Source organism: Mycolicibacterium iranicum (assembly GCF_002101705.1).
Lineage (GTDB): Bacteria > Actinomycetota > Actinomycetes > Mycobacteriales > Mycobacteriaceae > Mycobacterium > Mycobacterium iranicum.
On record NZ_LQPC01000039.1, the window covers coordinates 1 to 18,106 of the forward strand.

At 67.6% G+C, this 18,106-nt stretch carries 15 protein-coding genes; 9 read left to right on the forward strand and 6 right to left on the reverse strand.

Translation table 11 applies throughout. The features are described 5' to 3' along the window. Window positions 1-125 precede the first annotated feature (125 nt). Genes AWC12_RS18865 through AWC12_RS18875 form a run of 3 tightly spaced genes read right to left on the reverse strand, consistent with a single transcriptional unit; the run spans window position 126 to window position 4,195 of the window. A complete protein-coding gene (locus tag AWC12_RS18865) occupies window positions 126-1,550 on the reverse strand; it encodes a WS/DGAT/MGAT family O-acyltransferase (RefSeq protein ID WP_024444216.1) in 1,425 nt (474 codons plus the stop codon). 22 nt (window positions 1,551-1,572) lie between these two features. Further along, window positions 1,573-3,030 (reverse strand): protein adenylyltransferase SelO, encoded by a 1,458-nt coding sequence (locus AWC12_RS18870; protein ID WP_085176272.1) that lies wholly within the window; start codon window positions 3,028-3,030, stop codon window positions 1,573-1,575. Between the two features lie 10 nt (window positions 3,031-3,040). Then, complete coding sequence (locus AWC12_RS18875) at window positions 3,041-4,195, reverse strand: hypothetical protein (protein ID WP_085176274.1); 1,155 nt, start codon at window positions 4,193-4,195, stop codon at window positions 3,041-3,043. 149 nt (window positions 4,196-4,344) lie between these two features. On the opposite strand from AWC12_RS18875, the gene AWC12_RS18880 reads away from it, so the two are divergent. Continuing rightward, on the forward strand, window positions 4,345-5,238 hold the full coding sequence (locus AWC12_RS18880) for a mycobacterial-type methylenetetrahydrofolate reductase (RefSeq protein WP_085176377.1): 894 nt from the start codon (window positions 4,345-4,347) through the stop codon (window positions 5,236-5,238). Between the two features lies 1 nt (window position 5,239). Here AWC12_RS18880 and AWC12_RS18885 read toward each other — a convergent pair whose 3' ends face one another. Next, window positions 5,240-5,839, reverse strand: coding sequence for a hypothetical protein (locus AWC12_RS18885; RefSeq protein WP_133057356.1), 600 nt, complete (start codon window positions 5,837-5,839; stop codon window positions 5,240-5,242). Continuing rightward, complete coding sequence (locus AWC12_RS18890; RefSeq protein ID WP_085176379.1) at window positions 5,790-6,410, reverse strand: MspA family porin; 621 nt, start codon at window positions 6,408-6,410, stop codon at window positions 5,790-5,792. The genes AWC12_RS18885 and AWC12_RS18890 overlap by 50 nt, the downstream gene beginning before the upstream one ends. A gap of 114 nt (window positions 6,411-6,524) precedes the next feature. On the opposite strand from AWC12_RS18890, the gene AWC12_RS18895 reads away from it, so the two are divergent. Continuing rightward, on the forward strand, window positions 6,525-6,875 hold the full coding sequence (locus AWC12_RS18895; protein WP_024444210.1) for a hypothetical protein: 351 nt from the start codon (window positions 6,525-6,527) through the stop codon (window positions 6,873-6,875). Window positions 6,876-6,899: 24 nt separating this feature from the next. Continuing rightward, the gene (gene hrpA / locus AWC12_RS18900; RefSeq protein WP_234814092.1) at window positions 6,900-10,802 is read left to right on the forward strand and encodes an ATP-dependent RNA helicase HrpA; all 3,903 of its coding nucleotides are present in this window, start codon (window positions 6,900-6,902) and stop codon (window positions 10,800-10,802) included. Here the strand turns inward: hrpA and AWC12_RS18905 are convergent. Continuing rightward, on the reverse strand, window positions 10,735-12,420 hold the full coding sequence (locus tag AWC12_RS18905) for a helix-turn-helix domain-containing protein (RefSeq protein ID WP_085176280.1): 1,686 nt from the start codon (window positions 12,418-12,420) through the stop codon (window positions 10,735-10,737). The two genes, hrpA and AWC12_RS18905, sit on opposite strands and share 68 nt — an antisense overlap. Before the next feature lie 115 nt (window positions 12,421-12,535). On the opposite strand from AWC12_RS18905, the gene AWC12_RS18910 reads away from it, so the two are divergent. The 6 genes from AWC12_RS18910 to AWC12_RS18935 are packed head-to-tail and all read left to right on the forward strand — an operon-like array spanning window position 12,536 to window position 18,096. Further along, the gene (locus AWC12_RS18910; RefSeq protein ID WP_036463570.1) at window positions 12,536-13,573 is read left to right on the forward strand and encodes an ABC transporter substrate-binding protein; all 1,038 of its coding nucleotides are present in this window, start codon (window positions 12,536-12,538) and stop codon (window positions 13,571-13,573) included. After that, window positions 13,570-14,397: an ABC transporter permease gene (locus AWC12_RS18915; RefSeq protein WP_085176282.1), complete on the forward strand. Its 828-nt coding sequence runs from the start codon at window positions 13,570-13,572 to the stop codon at window positions 14,395-14,397. Before AWC12_RS18910 ends, AWC12_RS18915 begins: the two co-directional genes overlap by 4 nt. Further along, window positions 14,394-15,170 carry an ABC transporter permease gene (locus AWC12_RS18920; protein ID WP_024444205.1) on the forward strand — a complete coding sequence of 259 codons (777 nt, stop codon included), beginning with the start codon at window positions 14,394-14,396 and terminating at the stop codon, window positions 15,168-15,170. The genes AWC12_RS18915 and AWC12_RS18920 overlap by 4 nt, the downstream gene beginning before the upstream one ends. A 13-nt stretch (window positions 15,171-15,183) precedes the next feature. Then, window positions 15,184-15,930, forward strand: a complete 747-nt coding sequence (locus tag AWC12_RS18925; protein ID WP_024444204.1) for an ABC transporter ATP-binding protein — start codon at window positions 15,184-15,186, stop codon at window positions 15,928-15,930. A 2-nt stretch (window positions 15,931-15,932) separates the two neighbouring features. Beyond that, window positions 15,933-16,913 carry an amidohydrolase family protein gene (locus tag AWC12_RS18930; RefSeq protein WP_085176284.1) on the forward strand — a complete coding sequence of 327 codons (981 nt, stop codon included), beginning with the start codon at window positions 15,933-15,935 and terminating at the stop codon, window positions 16,911-16,913. Further along, window positions 16,906-18,096 (forward strand): FAD binding domain-containing protein, encoded by a 1,191-nt coding sequence (locus tag AWC12_RS18935; RefSeq protein ID WP_024444202.1) that lies wholly within the window; start codon window positions 16,906-16,908, stop codon window positions 18,094-18,096. The genes AWC12_RS18930 and AWC12_RS18935 overlap by 8 nt, the downstream gene beginning before the upstream one ends. Window positions 18,097-18,106: the final 10 nt, after the last annotated feature.

Sequence of the window (18,106 nt, forward strand, 5' to 3'; positions counted from 1 at the left end):
CCGAAGCCCCTTCGCACGCTTCATCGCCGACCCCATCGAACCCGAACCCCTCGAACCCGGCTGGCAACCACCACCACCACACCACACCGACCGCGACGAACCCCCACCGTTCTGATGTCGCCCTTCTAAGCAGAGGCGGTCTCGAGCTCTTCCAGCGCGTCCCCGGTGTACACCGCGAGGCGCTGAAGATGCGGCAGGCGGTCGCGGCAGCCGACGAAGCCGAAATTCATCGTGTCGGCGTAGCTCTGCAGCGTGATGTTGAGCGCCATTCCGTGGATAGGGATCGACACCGGGTACGTCGCCTCCAACCGGGAACCGTTGAAATACAACGGCTCCCGTGGCCCCGGCACATTCGACACACACAGGTTGAACGTGTAGGGCCACGGCGGCTGCACGCCGGTCAACGCGCCCGCAATCTGCCCGCCCGCCGGGGCCAACAGCGCCGCGCTGTAAGCGATGATCGCGGCCGGCGACATCGATTGCAGCTGCGCCTTCGCCGCGCGCGTGGCAGCCGTGATGGCCACCAGACGCTCCACCGGATCCTCGATGTCGGTGCCCATCGGCGCCAGTATCGCCCCCACCGCGTTGCCACCGCCCTCGTCGCCCTTCGGCCGCACGTTCACCGGCAAGAATGCGATCAACGATCGATCCGGCAGTTTGTCGAAGTCGCTCAGGAACTTTCGCAGTCCACCGCCGATGATCGCCAGCGCCACGTCGTTGATGGTGGACCCGTGCGCAGCGCTGAGCTTCTTCAAGCGGTCGAACTCGTACTGCTGCGTGGCGAACCGGCGATTACGGCTGATCCGTGCATTGAGGATGCTGTGAGGCGCCGACGCCGACCCCGAGATGTGGGCGTTGTCGCCGTCTCGGCGCAGCTGAGTGTTGACCAGAGCAGCTGTCAGATCGACCGCCGAACTGACACCGCCGGTGACCGCCGAAGTCACCCCGCCCAGCGCCCGCAGTGCCGCTGTCAGCGGGTTCGACGATTCGCCTTCCCCGGACGAGCGCCGCGCGCGCGACGGCGACGGCACGTTGAAAAACATGCGGGTGTTGCGGTCCTTCGGATCGGTGGACAGGCTGCGGCCCAGCATCCGCATCGCGCTGTACCCGTCGACCAGAGCGTGGTGGATCTTCATGTACAGCGCGAAGCGCCCGCCTTCGAGGCCCTCGATCACATGCAGTTCCCACGGCGGCCGCGTCAGGTCGAGGTGGTTGCTGTGCAGCCGAGACACCAACACGCCGAGTTCGCGTTCGTCGCCGGGGCTGGCCAACGCCGACCGCCGCACGTGGTAGTCGAAGTCGAAGTCCTTATCGGTCACCCAGCTGTGCAGCGGGCTGAACTGCAGCCGAGGATTGGCGAGCTTGCGATTCCACGGCGGCACGACTTCCTGGCTGCGCGCCTCGTCGACCATCTGGCGCAGATAGTCACTGGGCGCGTCGGCGGGCGGGGTGAACGGCAGGAGCCCGGCGACGTGCATTTTCGAACTCGACGTCTCGCCGTAGATGAACATCAGGTCCTGCAGTCCGAGACGGACACTGTCGGCGCTCACGGATGCACGCTAGCCGCAGCGCTCACGTTCCACAGAAGGTTTGGAAGGAGGCGCTGAACTCCTTGGGGCCGGGCTCGGCATATCGCCGTAGTCCAGGCCGTCCATCGAACGGCGACCGGATCGCGTCGAGCAGCCCTTCCAGCGGGGCCAGATCGCCGCCCGTCGCCGCGGTGAGCGCCTCCTCCACCAGGTGGTTGCGCGGGATGTAGACGGGGTTGACCCTGTCCATCGCATCGGCATCCGGCTCGAGCGCCCGCCAGCGTGCAAGCCAGCCGTCGAACGCTGCGAGGTCGATGAACTCGCCGCGAACCGGTTCGCTGTCGCCGCGCGCCGCCATCGCCAGCAGGCGGTAGAACGAGGTGTAATCAACCTGGCTCTGCTGCAGGTGCGCCAGGAGATCCTGGATGACAGGCCCCGCCTCGTCGGTGGATGCGCGCGGCACGCCCAGCTTCGCCTTCATTCCGTCGATCCACGTCGCCTCGTACAGCGGCGCGAAACCGCCCAGCGACTGCTCGGCCATCGCGATGGCCTTCTCGCTGTCGTCGTCGATCAGAGGCAGCAGCGTCTCGGCGAAACGCGCCAGATTCCACAGTGCAATCGAGGGCTGATTCCCGTAGGCGTAGCGGCCCCAGCTGTCGATCGAGCTGAACACCGTCGCCGGGTCGAACGACTCCATGAAGGCGCATGGGCCGTAGTCGATCGTCTCGCCGGAGATCGTCATGTTGTCGGTGTTCATCACGCCGTGGATGAAGCCGACCAGCATCCACCGCGCGATCAGCCGCGCCTGCACGACGCTGACCGCCTCGACCAGCGCGAGGTAGGGGTTCTCGGCCTCGGCGGCCTGGGGGTGGTGGCGCGCGATCGCGAAGTCCGCGAGCCGCCGAAGCAGATCGGTGTTCCCCGACGCCTGCATCAGCAGCGGCGCGAACTGGAAAGTCCCGACCCGCAGGTGACTGGACGCGACCCGAGCGAGCACCGCCCCCGGCAGCACGGTCTCGCGATACACCGCCTTACCGGTGCCCACCACGGCCAGTGCCCGCGTCGTCGGAATCCCGAGTGCATGCATCGACTCGCTGATCACGAACTCGCGCAGCATCGGGCCCACCGCGGCCAGGCCGTCGCCACCCCTGGCGAACGGGGTGCGTCCAGAGCCCTTCAGGTGCAGATCTCGCAGGGTTCCGCCGGCATCCTCGATCTCGCCGAGCAACAGCGCGCGCCCGTCCCCGAGACGCGGTTGGAATCCGCCGAACTGGTGTCCGGCATACGCCTGCGCCACCGGCGTCCCCTCAGCGGGCACGACCGTTCCCGTCAGCAGGCCGAGGCCCTCGGGACTGCGCAGCCAGGCCGCATCAATGCCCATCTCGGCCGCCAACGGTTCGTTGAGGGCCAATAGCTGCGGTTCAGGCGCCTCCTCGGCTTTCCACTGCACCGTCAGCTCGGGCAGCTCGCCGGCGAAGCGGCTCTGCAGCGCGATACTCACCCCACCCAGCCTACGGAGACGGCGGGATCACAGCGATGGCGTCGACGCCGCCCTTGATGGATATGCGGCGCGAGCTTTCCTCGAACACCAGCGAGCCGGCCGGATCAGTCGGTGCATCGCTGCGCGGCAGGATCAGCGCCCGCTGGCCCGGCGCCACATCCGCGGTCTGCAGCGCCGACGTCGGCGGCGTCGTCTGCGCGATCTGGTCACCGGACAGCTGCCAGACCACCGGCGGATAGGTCTGCGGCTGACCGCACACCCACGTCGTCAGGCTCAGCTTCGGCGGTCCGGCCGTCGGCCACCACAGCTTGGTCACCCGGAAGCCGGCGTTGACGTCTGCCGCGGCCACATCGAAGGTCTGCTGGGTGCCGTTGGCGTCTGAGGTCACCACGGCTGCCGTCCCGCACGCGGCGTCGGTGGCGCGATACAGCGCGTACGACAGCGACGCGCCGTCCGGACTGAGCCGTGCCACCGCGACCGGACTGTTGGCGTCGGCCTGGCCCAACGACGTCGGCGGCCCCGGGCCCCGCACCGCATACAGCGTGTCGGGACCGCCGAACGGCGACGGCGGCGCCTCGACGCGGGCGATCACCGCGGTGCCGCCCCGCGCGATCACCAGCCGGGGGTCGCCGGGCCGCACCCCGGCGACAGGGGGAAGGTCGACGATCTGGGCGAGCTCGGGTTGCGTCTGCGGGTCGGCCAGGTCGAGCCGCATCAACCGATTCGGCTGTTCCCACCACACGACCGCGCTTCCGCCGCCGGTACCCACGACAGGGCCGACGGTGACCGGGCGGGTCGAACCCCGACCCGTGGCCACCTCGATCGTGGCCAGCTGGTTGTCGGTCGTCCGCGCGAACACGAACTTGCCGTCATCGGTGGTGAGAAGGTCGTTCGACGGTGTGAACGAGCCCTTCGCGGTGGCGACCACGCTGGTGCCTTCGACCAGGCCGATCTCGTCCGCCGCGCGGTAGGCGATCAGCGGTCCCGTGGTGTCGGGCGGCTTCGGGGTCGTCGTGGGCTCGAAGGGGGAGCGCGACGTCGAGGTCGTGGCGGTCGAGGATCCCGTCGCCGACCCCGGAGAGCCGGGCTCGGCGCCGGTGCAGGCTGCCGTCAACAGGCAGATGAGCAGGACGAGGGGCGCGAATGATTTGGACAGCATTTTCATGGGAGATCTACCCCATAAAAGCTCACTGAGGCCTCGCGCGTCGCCACAGGTATGGTGATTTTTCCCGACCGGCGGGGCAACGAGGGGCCACGACGACGAGGTCGGCAGGCCGCCGGGGGACAAGACGCCTTCAGATGTGGAGCAATGCTGTGAGCTTGAACACCATCGCCTTGGAGCTCGTGCCGCCGAACGTGGAGCGGGGGCGTGAACAGGCCCTCGAGGACGCCGAGAAGGTGTTGCGGTGCTCGGCTGAGGCGGGGCTGGCCGGGCGGATCCGCCACGTCATGATCCCCGGCATGATCGAGGAGGACGGCGACCGTCCGGTCGAGATGAAGCCCAAGCTCGACGTCCTGGACTTCTGGACGATGATCAAGCCCGAGCTGCCCGGCATCAAGGGGCTGTGCACACAGGTCACCGCGTTCATGGACGAGCCGACGCTGCGCGGCAGGCTCACCGAGCTCGGAGACAGCGGGTTCGAGGGGATCGCCTTCGTCGGCGTGCCTCGCACCCTCAGCGACGGCGAGGGCTCGGGGGTCGCGCCGACGGATGCGCTGTCGATTTTCGACGGGCTGGTCGAGAACCGCGGCGTCATCCTGATCCCGACGCGGGAGGGCGAGCACGGTCGGTTCAACTTCAAGTGCGATCGCGGCGCCACCTACGGCATGACGCAGTTGCTGTACTCCGACGCGATCGTCAGGATGCTCACCGAATTCGCCGACAAGACCGACCACCGCCCCGAGATCCTGCTGTCCTTCGGTTTTGTGCCGAAAGTGGAAAGCCGTGTCGGACTTATCAATTGGCTCATCCAGGACCCCGGCAACGAGGCTGTCGGCCGCGAGCAGGACTTTGTCCGCAAGCTCGCCGAAACCGATCCCGCGGGCCGGCGCCAGCTGATGCTCGACCTCTACAAGCGCGTCATCGACGGAGTTGCCGATCTCGGTTTCCCGCTCAGTGTGCATTTCGAGGCGACCTACGGCGTGAACACCGCGGCCTTCGAGACTCTCGCCGAGATGCTCGCGTACTGGTCGCCCGACACACCCTGACCTACTGGGGCAGCGGCCCGAACACCCCGGCCGGACCTTCGCGGACCGTGCCGGGTGTCTCCAGGATCGGCGCGGGATAGCCGCCGGGTGTGGAGAGTTCGTCGGGCTGGCTCGACTCGATGGGCACCGGTGTCTGCGGCGGCTGGCCGCTCGGATCCTCGGCGGACGGCACCGAAGCGATGCCCGCGCGGACGTCGGGCCCGGGGTTTCCACCTGCCGCGGGTTCCAGTCCGGCGGTGATCCCGTAGCGCGAATTGGCCGTCACCAGCGGGCCGTCGGCCTGCGGCGCGTTCCCGAGGCTGCTGCCGGGCAAGCCATCGGCCTTCATGTCCGGGTCGACGCCCGCACTGATGCGGGTGCCGCGGGCGTCCGTTGCAGGGGGCGGCCCGACCACGATGACGTTGTAGGGGTACGAGAAGCTGCCAGGCTGCAGGCCGGGAATCACTTCAGCGAAATCGGGAATGCTCGGCGGATTCACCGGATTGACGGGCTGGGCCGAGGCCGTCGGAGCCAGCGCAACAGTGGCCCCCGCCAGCAGGAGCCACCACCCGCTAGATCTTGATCGGATCACCGTAGATCGCGAACTGGGTGTGTGCGGCATCGGTGGAAATCCTCAGGTAGGCGTAGGAGCGGATGGTCACGTCACCGCCGCACGCATCGGCTTTGATGTGGATGTTGTCGATGTCGATCATCGCCTGACCGTTCGGGCTCAGCGTCATGTTCGACAGCGGCAGATCGACGATCACGCCGGGCTGCAACACGGACTGGACGAATCCGGCTGCTCCGCCGTCGAGGCCGAGCGACGCACTGACCGGGGAGCCACCGCCGATCCCGACGGCGCCCGACGGTCCGCCACCACCGGTCACGCCGTACTGCAGACCCGCGGACACATCCGACTGGCACCCGAGCTGATAGCCGAGGATGAAGATGCTGTCGGTGATCGGGTTGGCTCCGCCGACCGCCGTTGCCGTCGCCGACGCCGTCACGAAGCCTTCGCGAGAATTCTGGGCGTTGGCGAGGTTGGGGATGGAGTTCACCACCTCGTTCTCCACCCTGATGTTCAGCTGCCAGCCGTCCCGGGAGACCTTGTCGTAGCTGAGAGGGCGCATCGGCACAGGTTCCGCCGAGGCGGGAGCAAACCCGACCCCGGTCACTGCCGTCGCCATCGACATCGCCGCGGCCATCGCGGTGCCCAACGTAGTCCGCCACCGCACGCCGATATTCAACCAGACGGCCGGTTTGCGCGCTTGCGATGAGAATTTTCCGCAGACGTTGTCTACTTGGGTATGAAGACGGGCATCGTCCGCGCGGTGGGGGCTCTGCTGGCCGTGAGTTCAGCTGTGCTGCATGCGTCTTCGCCCGGGGTGGTGACGATCGCGATGGGAGCGGTCTGTCTGTACTGCGCCTATGAGTTGTGGCGCTTCGACACCGTGCGGAGTTGGTTGATGGTGGCGGTGATGAACGTCGCGATGATCGCGGTGCACATACCGATGGCGGGTCATCAGCACGGTCGCGGCTCGGCGTCCGTTGCGACGGTCGACATGGCGATCGCGATGCAGCTGGCGACAGCAGTGGCCTTCGCCGAGATCGTCTTCGCGGCCGCCGTGCTGTACGCCCGCACCCGTGCTCCGCGGTGACGGATCTGCGCCTATCGTGGCCGGGTGTCCCTGCGTGCGAGGCTTGACGATCTGACGATCAAGGACGCCGCCCAGCTGGGGCGCCGTCTGCGTCAGCTCCGCAACCCCACCCAGCAACAGCTGGAGCGTCTCGAAGAGCGCTTCGCGGCAGCCGAAGCGCTGGTGGCCACCAGGTTGGCCGCCGTGCCGCAGATCAGCTATCCGGATCTACCGGTCAGCGAGCGTCGCGACGAGATCGCCGCGGCCATCGCGGGGAACCAGGTCGTGATCGTGGCCGGCGAGACCGGCTCGGGCAAGACCACGCAGCTTCCGAAGATCTGCCTGGAACTCGGCAGAGGAATTCGCGGCACGATCGGCCACACCCAGCCCCGCCGGCTCGCCGCCCGCACCGTCGCGGCCCGCATCGCCGACGAGCTCGGCACGCCGTTGGGCGAGGCGGTCGGCTACACCGTGCGGTTCACAGATCAGGCGAGCGACCGCACGCTCGTCAAACTGATGACCGACGGCATCCTGCTCGCCGAGGTGCAACGGGACCGCAGATTGCTGCGGTACGACACGCTGATCATCGACGAGGCCCACGAGCGCAGCCTCAACATCGATTTCCTCCTCGGATATCTGCGGAACCTGCTGCCGCGCAGGCCCGATCTGAAGGTGATCGTGACGTCCGCGACGATCGAGCCGGAGCGTTTCGCACAGTTCTTCTCCGGAACGCCGATCGTCGAGGTCTCGGGCCGCACCTATCCCGTCGAGATCCGCTATCGCCCACTGGAAGTGACAGTTCCTGTCGAAGGTGCCGAAGATCCCGACGACCCGGACCACGAGGTGGTCCGCACTGAAATGCGAGATCCAACCGAGGCGATCATCGACGCGGTGGCCGAGTTGGAGGCCGAGCCGCCGGGCGATGTCCTGGTCTTCCTGTCCGGGGAACGCGAGATCCGCGACACCGCGGAAGCCCTGCGCGGCGTTGTCGATGTGAACACCGAGGTGCTTCCGCTCTACGCTCGGTTGCCGACCGCCGAACAGCAGAAGGTTTTCCAGCCTGGCCGTACCGCGCGGCGAATCGTGTTGGCCACCAACGTCGCCGAGACCTCACTCACGGTGCCGGGGGTCAGGTACGTCGTCGATCCCGGTACCGCCCGCATCTCGCGCTACAGCCGCAGAACCAAGGTGCAGCGGCTGCCGATCGAGCCGATCTCTCAGGCCTCGGCGGCTCAGCGCGCCGGCCGTTCGGGCCGTACCGCACCCGGCGTGTGCATCCGGCTGTATTCGGAGGAGGATTTCCAATCCCGGCCCCGATACACCGATCCGGAGATTCTGCGCACCAACCTGGCCGCGGTGATCCTGCAGATGGCCGCGCTCGGCTTCGGCGACATCGAGGGTTTCGGTTTCCTTGATCCGCCGGACGCCCGCAGCATCCGCGACGGTGTGGCGCTGCTGCAGGAACTGGGGGCGTTCGATCGTGACGGCGAGCTCACCGACGTCGGACGCAGGCTCGCGCAGATCCCTGTCGATCCGCGTCTCGGACGCATGATCCTGCAAGCCCAATCCGAGGGATGTGTCCGCGAAGTCCTGGTGCTGGCCGCCGCGCTGTCGATTCCGGACCCGCGGGAGCGGCCGACCGACCGTGAGGACGCCGCTCGTCAGAAGCATGCCCGGTTCGCCGACGAGAACTCGGATTTCATTTCGTTCTTGAACCTGTGGCGGTACCTGGGTGAGCAGCGAAAGGAGCGCTCCGGCAGCTCGTTTCGACGGATGTGCCGCGACGAGTTCCTGCATTACCTGCGGATCCGAGAGTGGCAGGACCTCGTCGGCCAACTGCGTGGAATCTGCCGGGACCTGGGGATCAGGGAGCAGGACGAGCCGGCCGACGCGGCCACGGTGCACGCCGCGCTGACCGCGGGACTGCTCTCGCACGTCGGGATGCGTGAGACCGACGGGCGCACCTACTCCGGCGCCCGCAACGCGAAGTTCGTGCTGGCGCCCGGATCGGTGCTGAGCCGCCGGCCGCCGCGGTGGGTCGTCGTCGCCGACCTGGTCGAGACCAGCAGGCTCTTCGGAAGGACCGCCGCGCGAATCGAACCCGCGGTCGTCGAGCGCGTGGCCGGCCATCTCGTGCAGCGGAGCTACAGCGAGCCGCATTGGGACGCCGAGCGCGGTGCGGTGATGGCCTTCGAGCGGGTGACTCTCTACGGCCTGCCGCTGGTCGCTCGACGTCGCGTCGGCTACGCCGAGGTCGACCCCGAGGTGGCGCGCGATCTGTTCATCAGGCACGCCCTCGTCGAGGGGGACTGGCAGACGCGACACCACTTTTTCCGCGACAACGCCCGGCTGCGTGAGGAACTCGCCGAGTTGGAAGACCGTGCCCGACGTCGCGATCTCCTGGTCGGCGACGATGAGATCTTCGCGTTCTACGACGTGCGTGTGCCTGCTGACGTGGTGTCGGCGCGGCACTTCGACGGGTGGTGGCGCAAGCAGCGGCACAAGACTCCGGACCTGCTGACCCTCACACGAGATGACCTGTTGCGCAGCGACGCCGGAGCAGAGCAGCCAGACAGTTGGCAGGCCGGTGACCTGTCCCTTCCGTTGAGCTACCGGTTCGACCCGAGTGCGGCCGATGACGGCGTCACCGTCCACGTCCCCGTTGACGTTCTTGCCAGGCTGGGCGGAGACGATTTCGCCTGGCAGGTGCCCGCGCTGAGGGAGGAACTGCTCACCGCGCTGATCCGTTCGCTACCGAAAGACTTGCGTCGCAATTTCGTTCCCGCCCCCGACACCGCGAAGGCGCTTCTGGATGCCATCACGCCGGACAGCGGGCCGCTGTTGGATGCGGTGCAGAGCGAACTGCGGCGCCGCACAGGCATTCTCGTCCCGGTCGATGCGTTCGACCTGGAGAAGCTGCCCCCGCATCTGCGGGTGACGTTCGCCGTCGAAGCAGCCGACGGATCGGTGGTGTCCCGAGGCAAGAATCTCGACGAACTGCAGCGCCGACTCGCCGCACCCAGTCGCCAGGCCGTCGCGGCCACCGTTGCCGGCGACCTGGAACGTCAAGGGCTGAGCACCTGGCCGGAGGATCTCGACGAGCTGCCGCGCATGGTGGAACGCCAGGGCGCGTCGGGGCACACCGTGCGCGGGTATCCCGCGTTCGTACCGGGACGCTCGGGCGTCGACGTCAAGGTCTTCGCGAACAAGGTCGAGCAGGACGCCGTCATGGCCCGCGGATGCCGACGCCTGCTGCTGCTGGCCGCCCCATCGGTGACGAAAAACGTTGAGAAAAGCCTCGATACCAGAACCAGGCTGGTCCTTGGCAACAACCCGGACGGCTCGCTGCCCGCGCTGATCGACGACTGCGCAGCCGCCGCGGTGGACGTTCTCGTTCCTTCTCCGGTGTGGACGAAAGCCGACTTCGGCGCCGCTCGGCAGCGGTTGGCCTCCGGCCTGGCGCAGATGACCGTCGACGTCGTCCGCCGCGTCGAGAAGGTGCTGGCCGCGCTGCACGAGGTCGAACTCGCCCTGCCGCAGAAGCCCTCGGCGGCGCAGGCTGACGCGATCGCCGACATCCGTGCGCAGCTGGCGAGGTTGGTCGGGCCGGGCTTCGTCGCCGCGACCGGTGCCGCACATCTGGCTGACCTCGCGCGCTATCTGACGGCGATCAGCCGTCGCCTCGAACGTCTGCCGCACGCCCTGGGCGCCGACCGCGAACGTATGGAGCGTGTGGCGGCGGTGCAAGAGGCCTACGACGAACTGCGCGCCGCGCTGTCGCCGGCACGCGCCTCGGCATCCGAGGTGACCGACATCGCGCGGATGATCGAAGAGCTGCGGGTCAGTCTTTGGGCCCAGCAGCTCGGCACCGCGCGACCGGTCAGCGAGCAGCGGATCTACCGGGCGCTCGATGCGGCTGGTGCAGCGCGGCAATCTGCGACACGGTGAGGGCGGCGGTGAGCTGCAACAGATCCGCGGGACGCGCGAGGTCGAGTCCGGTGAGTTCTTCCAGCCGGCGGACGCGTTGCGCGACGGTGTTCGGGTGCAGGTGTAAGGCGATCGCCGCGGCCCGCCTGTCCATGTCGTGATCGACGAGAACCCTGGCGGTGTGCAGCAACTCGGTGGAGCGGGTCCGATCGTAGTCCGCCGCGCGCCCGAGGACGGCCGTGGCGAACGCGCGCAGCCGGCGCGGATCGTCGAGTTGCAGCAGCAGGTGGGCGACGGTGATCTCGTTGAGGTCGATGACCGCGGAATCTGTCCGTTCGCCTGCGAGGTCGAGCGCGCCACGGACGGTCGAGAACGAGGCGGGCAGGTCGCCCGCCGCAACGACCGGTGACACTGCCGCCATGGCGCGCTCGACAATTCCTGTGGCGGAGAAAGTTTCGATCATGCGCCCGGCGATATCGACAGCCGATCCGGCCTGTGCGGGCCAGACCAGCACCAGATCGCCGCGGTGTAGCGCGGCAAGCGGACGAGAAGCGGCCCCCGCGACGAATCGGTCGGTGGCCGCCAACATGCGCTCGGTGGCGGGGCGGACGGCGATGAGGCAGTGGCCACCGGCCAAATCCCAACCGAGGCGGCGCGCTCTGTCCAGAAACTCGTTCACGTTCTCGCTGTCGGAGGCGAGCAGATCGGAAACCAGGGATCCGCGGATCCGCTGCTCGACCTCCGCGGCGGTGCGGGCTCGAAGCAGTTCCAGGGCCGTGACCACCGTTGCGTGCTCCACCGCACGCACGTCCAGCCCGGACAGCCCCGGATCCTCGGAACCGCCTGTGGCGACATGGATGCGCGCGACAGGGGCGCCCTCGAGGGTCACGTCGGTGACGAGGCGATCCTGCGTACTCGGTTCGGTCCAGTCCGCCTCGGCCAGTACCTCGTGGTAGACGTCTTCGATCAGAACCGCGCGGTCGAGCAGAGCCGCGAGTGCCTCGGCGACCCCCGCCACGCCCTCGCCGCGCAGCGCAGTCGCCATCAGGAGGGTGTGAACCTCCTCGGCGCGCCGGAGTTCGCGAATCGTCGCCTGCTCCTGCGCACGAAGTTGCGCGGTGGCCAGCGCGATGGCGACCTGACTCGCGAGCGTCGTCACCAGCGTGATCTCGGCACGATCGAAGCGATGTGGTGCGGTGCGGTAGCCGTTGAGCGCACCCACCACAGTCCCCGACCGTCGCAGTGGAGCCGAGATGAGGGCGCGGTAACCCTGCTCCCGGGCCACGCCACCCCAGGTGAAGTCGGGCACCAACTGGATGTCCTCCAGCGTGACGACGTCGCCGCTGCGAAACGCAAGGCTGGTCGGCGCCTCCTCGTTACCGCGAACGTCGAGCAGGATCGGCCGACTGGCATTGACCTGCGCGATGTAGTCGGCCGACAAGCCGTATGAGCCCTGAATCGTCAGCGCGCGCCCGTCCCGATCGGGGAGGAACACCGCACAGAAGTCGTAGCCGAGCAGCGTGCATGCCGTCCGCGCCACCCGGTCCAGCAGGTCCAGGACGGGCTCGTCCCCGCCGAGGGCCTCGCCGATCTCGGCGAGAGCTCCGAGCCATCCCTCCAGCGGTGTTTCATCAGACATAAAAGTTATATTAAGTATGTCTGCTCAGACATTGCCGGGTTTGGCCTACACCGCGCATCGTGGAACCCGTGATCACCGTCACAGAACTGGACCCTCACACCACTAGGAGGTCGCGGTGACTCTGTTGCTCCGCACATGCGTGGCCCTGGTCGCGATTGCGATGCTCGCGCTCCTGACCGGATGTTCGGCGGGATTGGGCGGCCCCGCCTCTTCGCGCTCGGCCCGGGACGGGGTCATCCGCTTCACGTTCGCGCCGGATCCGATCTGGGACTACATGAACGAGACCGGGATCGTCGACCAGTGGCAGCGCGACACCGGCTACACCATCGAGACCAGCGCCACCTGGGACGAGTTCGGGCTCTTCGCCGGCGGACATGCCGACATCATCTCGTCGGCGTCGTTCGAGGTGCCGGGGCTGGAGGAGCAGACCCAGCGCGAAACCGTGATCATCGGCAAATACAACGCCGAGCGCAGCCGCATCCTGGTACGACGCGACGATCCGGCGCAGTCCCTGGCGGACCTGAAGGGCAGACGCCTGGGCGTGTTCACGACCGTGTCGGGAACGCTGGTGTGGAGTGCGCTGGCCGCACAGATGCATGGTGTGAACGTGGTCGACGGCGACTTCGACGTGGTAGTCGCCGACATACAGAACCTGTCAAACCTTTTGGCACGCGGTGAGATCGACGCCTGCATCTGTTATCCGGACTTGTCCGCGCGCGAACTACGCGACGGCTCGGTACGCCCCCTCTACGACGGCAAATCCTCGGCCGATCTGTTCGCCGAGCTCGTCGCCCCCGGCCACGACGGACCGATGGGTAACGTCTTTGTCGCCCGCAAGGACTGGGTAGACGGCCATCCGGGCGAAGTGGCGGCATTCCTCGACCTCTGGGACCGCGGGCTCGCCGAATGGCAGGTGCATCGGGACGCGATGATCGAGCGCTACCCCCAGCACTTCGCTGTCGCGACACCTGAGGACATCGAGTTCATGAAAGCCTATGTCAACCAACATGACTGGGTGACAGACGAAGTCCGCTTCGACCCGCAGTGGGCAGCAGACGAGAGCTCGATCTTCGACCTGATGCGCGCCACCGGTGTCATCGGTGAGGACGTCACCGACCCGCAGTTCCTGCCGACCGAAGGAGTTCAGCCGTGACCCAGACTGTCGCCCCGCCGAACCTCCGGCCCGAACCCGCGCACCCTGCGCGACGGCCGCTGCGCAGCCCGCTGCGCCATCGGCGCTGGCTCGTGTCCGGATTGACCCTGATCCTCGCCCTTGGTGCCTGGGCCGCGGCGGCCGCGTGGATCGACGACCCGATCCTGCCGAAGCCCTCCGGTGTCGGCGAACAGCTCGTCGCCATCGTCGTCTCCGGCGAGGCCCTGACGAACTTCGCCGCCAGCATCGGCAAGATCGCGGCCGGCTTCGCCATCGCGATGGTCGGCGACCTGCTCGTCGGATTCGCAATGGGGCGCTCGCGATTCATGGCGGCGTACTTCTCGCTGCCGCTGTTCGTGCTCGGCAACATGCCCGGTCTGACCTACGCGGTGTTCGGTCTGCTGATCTTCGGCGTCGGCGCAGGCGGTCCGATCGTGGTCTCCGCCCTGGTAGCCCTGCCGTTCATCGCGATGAACGTCGCCGAAGGCGTGCGATCGGTGGACGGGAACCTGCTGGCGATGTGCCAGGCGTTCGACCGCAGCCGAACCGACGTCCTACGCCACCTGTACCTGCCCGCCCTGGCGACGTTCGTCTTCGCCGGGGTGCGGTACGGCTTCGCGATGGCGTGGAAGGTTGAAGCGCTGACAGAGGTGTTCGGTGCTAGCTCGGGGGTCGGCTTCATGATCCGCAAGGCCTACCAGGAGTTCCAGGTCGCCGACATGCTCGCCTGGACAGCCCTTTTCATCATCGCGATGGTCCTGATCGAGCGGGGCCTCGCATACCTGGAGAACCGATTCTTCGCGTGGCGGAAGGAAATCGCATGAGCACGCAGACGTTGCACAGTCGACTGCGCGGCCAGACCACCGCGGCGACCGCAGTTGTCGCGTCGCTGCTGAGCATCCTGGTGGCATGGCAGGTCGCCGTCACGATCGGCAACAGGGTGCCGTCGGTCGCGGTGACCGTGCAGCGGCTGGGCTCCGAGGCGGCGGTCGGCGAGCTGTGGCACAACCTGGCGATCAGCATGAACCGCTTCGTGTTCGGGTTGGCCGCCGCGCTCGTGGTGGGCGCCGCGGTAGGCGTGCTGATGGGGTTGTCCCGAGTGGCAGACCTCGCGTTCTCCGACCTCACGGCCGCAGCACTGGCGATCCCGGCCGTCATCTGGGCGCTGCTGACCACCATGTGGTTCGGCTTCGGCTGGCTGACCCCGGTGGTCACGGTGTTTCTCTCCGGTCTGCCGTTCGTGGTCGTGAACATCGCCAAGGCCACGCGGGCGGTACCGGCAGATCTGGTGCTGATGGCGCGCTCCTTCGGCGTGCCCCAGGCCAGGGTGCTGCGCGAGATCGTGGCGCCCGCGGTGGCCGGATCCACCGTCGCTGCAGTGCGATTCGCGATCATGAGCGCCTGGAACGGTCTTCTGCTGGCGGAATGGTTCGGCTCCACCTCCGGTGTGGGTTGGCGGGCACGCTACTGGTACGACGCCAACCAGCTCGACGGGTTCCTTGCCTGGGTGCTCGTCTTCATCCTCCTGCTGGTCGTCGCCGACCTGCTGATCCTCGGTCCCATCGAGCGCTTCGCCACCCGCTGGCGTTCCGCATAGAAAGCGAGAAATCATGGCCTCCATCGAAATTCAGAATCTGGTCAAGGAGTTCACGGACCGTCGTGGCGCAGTCACCCGCGTCATCGACGGTGTCGACCTGACCATCTCCGGTGAGACGTTCGTCTCCGTGGTCGGACCGTCCGGCAGCGGTAAGACCACGCTGCTCAACATCGTGTCCGGGATCGAGACACACACCTCGGGCAGCGTGCGGCTGCGGGCGGGCTCCCGCGATGCGCGCGTGGGCTACGTGTTCCAGGATCCTCGCCTGCTGCCGTGGCGTACCGTGATCGCCAACCTCGGCTTCGTCCAGCACGAGCACGCCGGCTGGCAGGAGCGGGCCCGCCACTACCTCGACCTCGTCGGGCTCAGCCACTGTGCCGACCGGTATCCGGCCCAGCTGTCCGGCGGTCAGCAGCAACGTATCGGCATCGCAAGGGCTTTCGCGGTCGAGCCCGACGTGCTGCTGATGGACGAACCGTTCAGCCATCTCGACGCGATGACGTCGCGCACGCTGCGCGAGCACCTCGAACGCATCTGGCTGGAGTCGCGGCGCACCGTCATGTTCGTCACCCACGACGTCACCGAAGCCGTTCAACTGTCCGACCGGATCGTCGTCCTGGAGCCGGGCGGCAGGATTCACGAGGTCATCGACGTCGACCTGCCCCGGCCGCGCAGGGCCTCCGATCCGGCGGTCGCGGTCCTGCAGGCACAGATCCTGGCCCGGTTCGAGGCACTCGAGGCGCGGGGGAGCGCGGCGTGAACATGCGTCCCGGCCCCATCGACGTCCACGCCCACTGGCTGCCTCGCGATCTGTTCGGCCTCGCGCCGGGCTCACCGGTGCCCCCGCTCGCCGATCGCGACGGACAACTGCACCTCGGTGAGCTGCCGCTGTCCATCGAGACCGATGCGATGAGCGACATCGAGCGGGTGCTCGCCGACACCGACACCGCGGGGCTCGGCGCGCGTGTGTTGTCCGCTCCGCCGTTCGCCTTCCCCGTCGTCGACCACCCAGAGGTGGGCAGTTTCGTCGGCGCGTACAACCAGGAACTGGAGAAGGTGTGTCGCGACAGCGGCGGGCGCCTGCTCGGTCTCGGTCTGGTGTCGCTGCACCAGCCGGAGTCGGCCCGCAAGCAGATTGGGGAGCTGGCGTCATCGGAGGTGTTGCGGGGCATCGCGATGCCGCCGCTGCTGGGAACGACGTCGTTCGATGTGCCCCCGATGCGAGAAATCCTTTTGGCAGCAGCCGAATTGGACGTCGCGGTGCTCGTGCATCCGATGCAGTTGCCTCGGCCGGAGTGGTCGTCCTACTACCTGAACAACCTCATCGGCAACCCCGTGGAATCGGCGACCGCTGCCGCGGCGCTCGCCCTCGGCGGTGTCCTCGATGACATCGAGGGTCTGCGAATCTGTCTGGTCCACGGTGGGGGATGTGCACCCGCCCTGGTCGGCCGGTGGCAGCACGGCTGGACCCAGCGAAGCGACGTCCGGGCCTCAGGATCGCGAGCGCCGCAGGACGCATTCGCCGCACTATGGTTCGACACACTCACCCACGATGTCGACGCTCTCAAACTGCTTGCGGCCAAGGCCGATCCGGGCCACCTGATGGCCGGCAGCGACTATCCGTTCGACATGGGCACCCGCGATCCCCTGAAACTGCCGCACGCGGCGGGCATCGACGACGCCGCCCTGGAGACCAACGCCCGGACGTTCCTCGGGCTCATGACAGGAGAAGGACATGAATGACTGGACGGGACATCGCGCGCTTGTCATCGGCGGTTCGATCGGTGGGCTGACCACTGCGCTGCTGCTGCGCAGACTCGGATTCGACACCGAGGTCTTCGAACGCACGCCCACCAACCTCGACGGGCGCGGGGGCGGCATCGTCCTGCAACCCGACACACTGCGATGGTTCGTCGAGTGCAGCCGCCAGCATCCCGAGACAGTCAGTACGTCAACGCATTATGTCCAGTACCTCGGTCCCGACAACAGTGTGGTGCATCGCGAGGAGGCGCCCTGGAGCTACACCTCCTGGGGCACGTTCTACCGCGCACTGCTGACCGACTTCGGGACCACTGACTATCACCTCGGCGAGTACGCCGCAGGCTTCGACCAGGACGCCGACGGTGTGGAGGTGCGGTTCACCTCGGGACGGCGCGAGCGGGCCGATCTGGTGGTGTTCGCCGACGGCATCACCTCGCCGAGCAGACGCCGGATCTCGCCGGAGTCGCGGCTGGAGTACTCGGGTTACGTCGGATGGCGCGGGACGGTCCCGGAACGGGACGTCACCGCTGAAACCTTTGAGCTGCTCCGAGATTCGATCAGCTACAGCTTCGGTCCGCACACGCACATCAACGTCTACCCGATCCCGTCCCCGGACGGCGGCCTGGCCGAGGGCACGCGCCTGCTCAATTATGTGTGGTATCGCAACGTGTCCGAAGGTCACGCCCTCGACGAGCTGATGACCGACAAACGCGGCTTCATCGCGGGCGTGTCGTTGCATCCCGGTCAGGTGCAGGACCGCTTCGTCGACGAGATGCGTTCGGCGGCCGAGCAGATGCTCGCCCCGGCGGCCGCGGAGGTCGTGCTCCGCACCGAGCAGCCCTACCTGCAAGCGGTGTACGACGTCGGTGCGCACCAGATGGCCATGGGCCGGGTAGCACTCGTCGGGGATGCCGCGAGCGCGGCACGGCCGCACGCGGCGGCCGGCACCGCGAAGGCCGCCGCGAACGCGTGGGCACTGCATGACGCACTCTCGGAAAGCTCCGACGTCGCCGAGGCACTCGCCAAATGGGAGCCGGGGCAACTGGAGCTCGCGCAACGGCTGCTGCGCCGCGTCAAGGAGATGGGGACCCGCTCACAGGTCACCGGCGCTTGGATTCCCGGACACCCCGACAACAGGTTCGGCCTCTACGGCCCGGGCCGCTAACCGAAAGGCT

Excerpts from the sequence above, each read along its gene's own strand:
- AWC12_RS18895 (WP_024444210.1), top strand. The coding sequence starts at position 6,525 with ATGAAGACGGGCATCGTCCGCGCGGTGGGGGCTCTGCTGGCCGTGAGT.
- AWC12_RS18935 (WP_024444202.1), top strand. The coding sequence starts at position 16,906 with ATGAATGACTGGACGGGACATCGCGCGCTTGTCATCGGCGGTTCGATC.
- AWC12_RS18875 (WP_085176274.1), bottom strand. The coding sequence starts at position 4,195 with ATGAAAATGCTGTCCAAATCATTCGCGCCCCTCGTCCTGCTCATCTGC.
- AWC12_RS18930 (WP_085176284.1), top strand. The coding sequence starts at position 15,933 with ATGCGTCCCGGCCCCATCGACGTCCACGCCCACTGGCTGCCTCGCGAT.
- AWC12_RS18890 (WP_085176379.1), bottom strand. The coding sequence starts at position 6,410 with ATGTCGATGGCGACGGCAGTGACCGGGGTCGGGTTTGCTCCCGCCTCG.
- AWC12_RS18905 (WP_085176280.1), bottom strand. The coding sequence starts at position 12,420 with ATGTCTGATGAAACACCGCTGGAGGGATGGCTCGGAGCTCTCGCCGAG.
- AWC12_RS18885 (WP_133057356.1), bottom strand. The coding sequence starts at position 5,839 with ATGCCGCACACACCCAGTTCGCGATCTACGGTGATCCGATCAAGATCT.
- AWC12_RS18920 (WP_024444205.1), top strand. The coding sequence starts at position 14,394 with ATGAGCACGCAGACGTTGCACAGTCGACTGCGCGGCCAGACCACCGCG.
- AWC12_RS18925 (WP_024444204.1), top strand. The coding sequence starts at position 15,184 with ATGGCCTCCATCGAAATTCAGAATCTGGTCAAGGAGTTCACGGACCGT.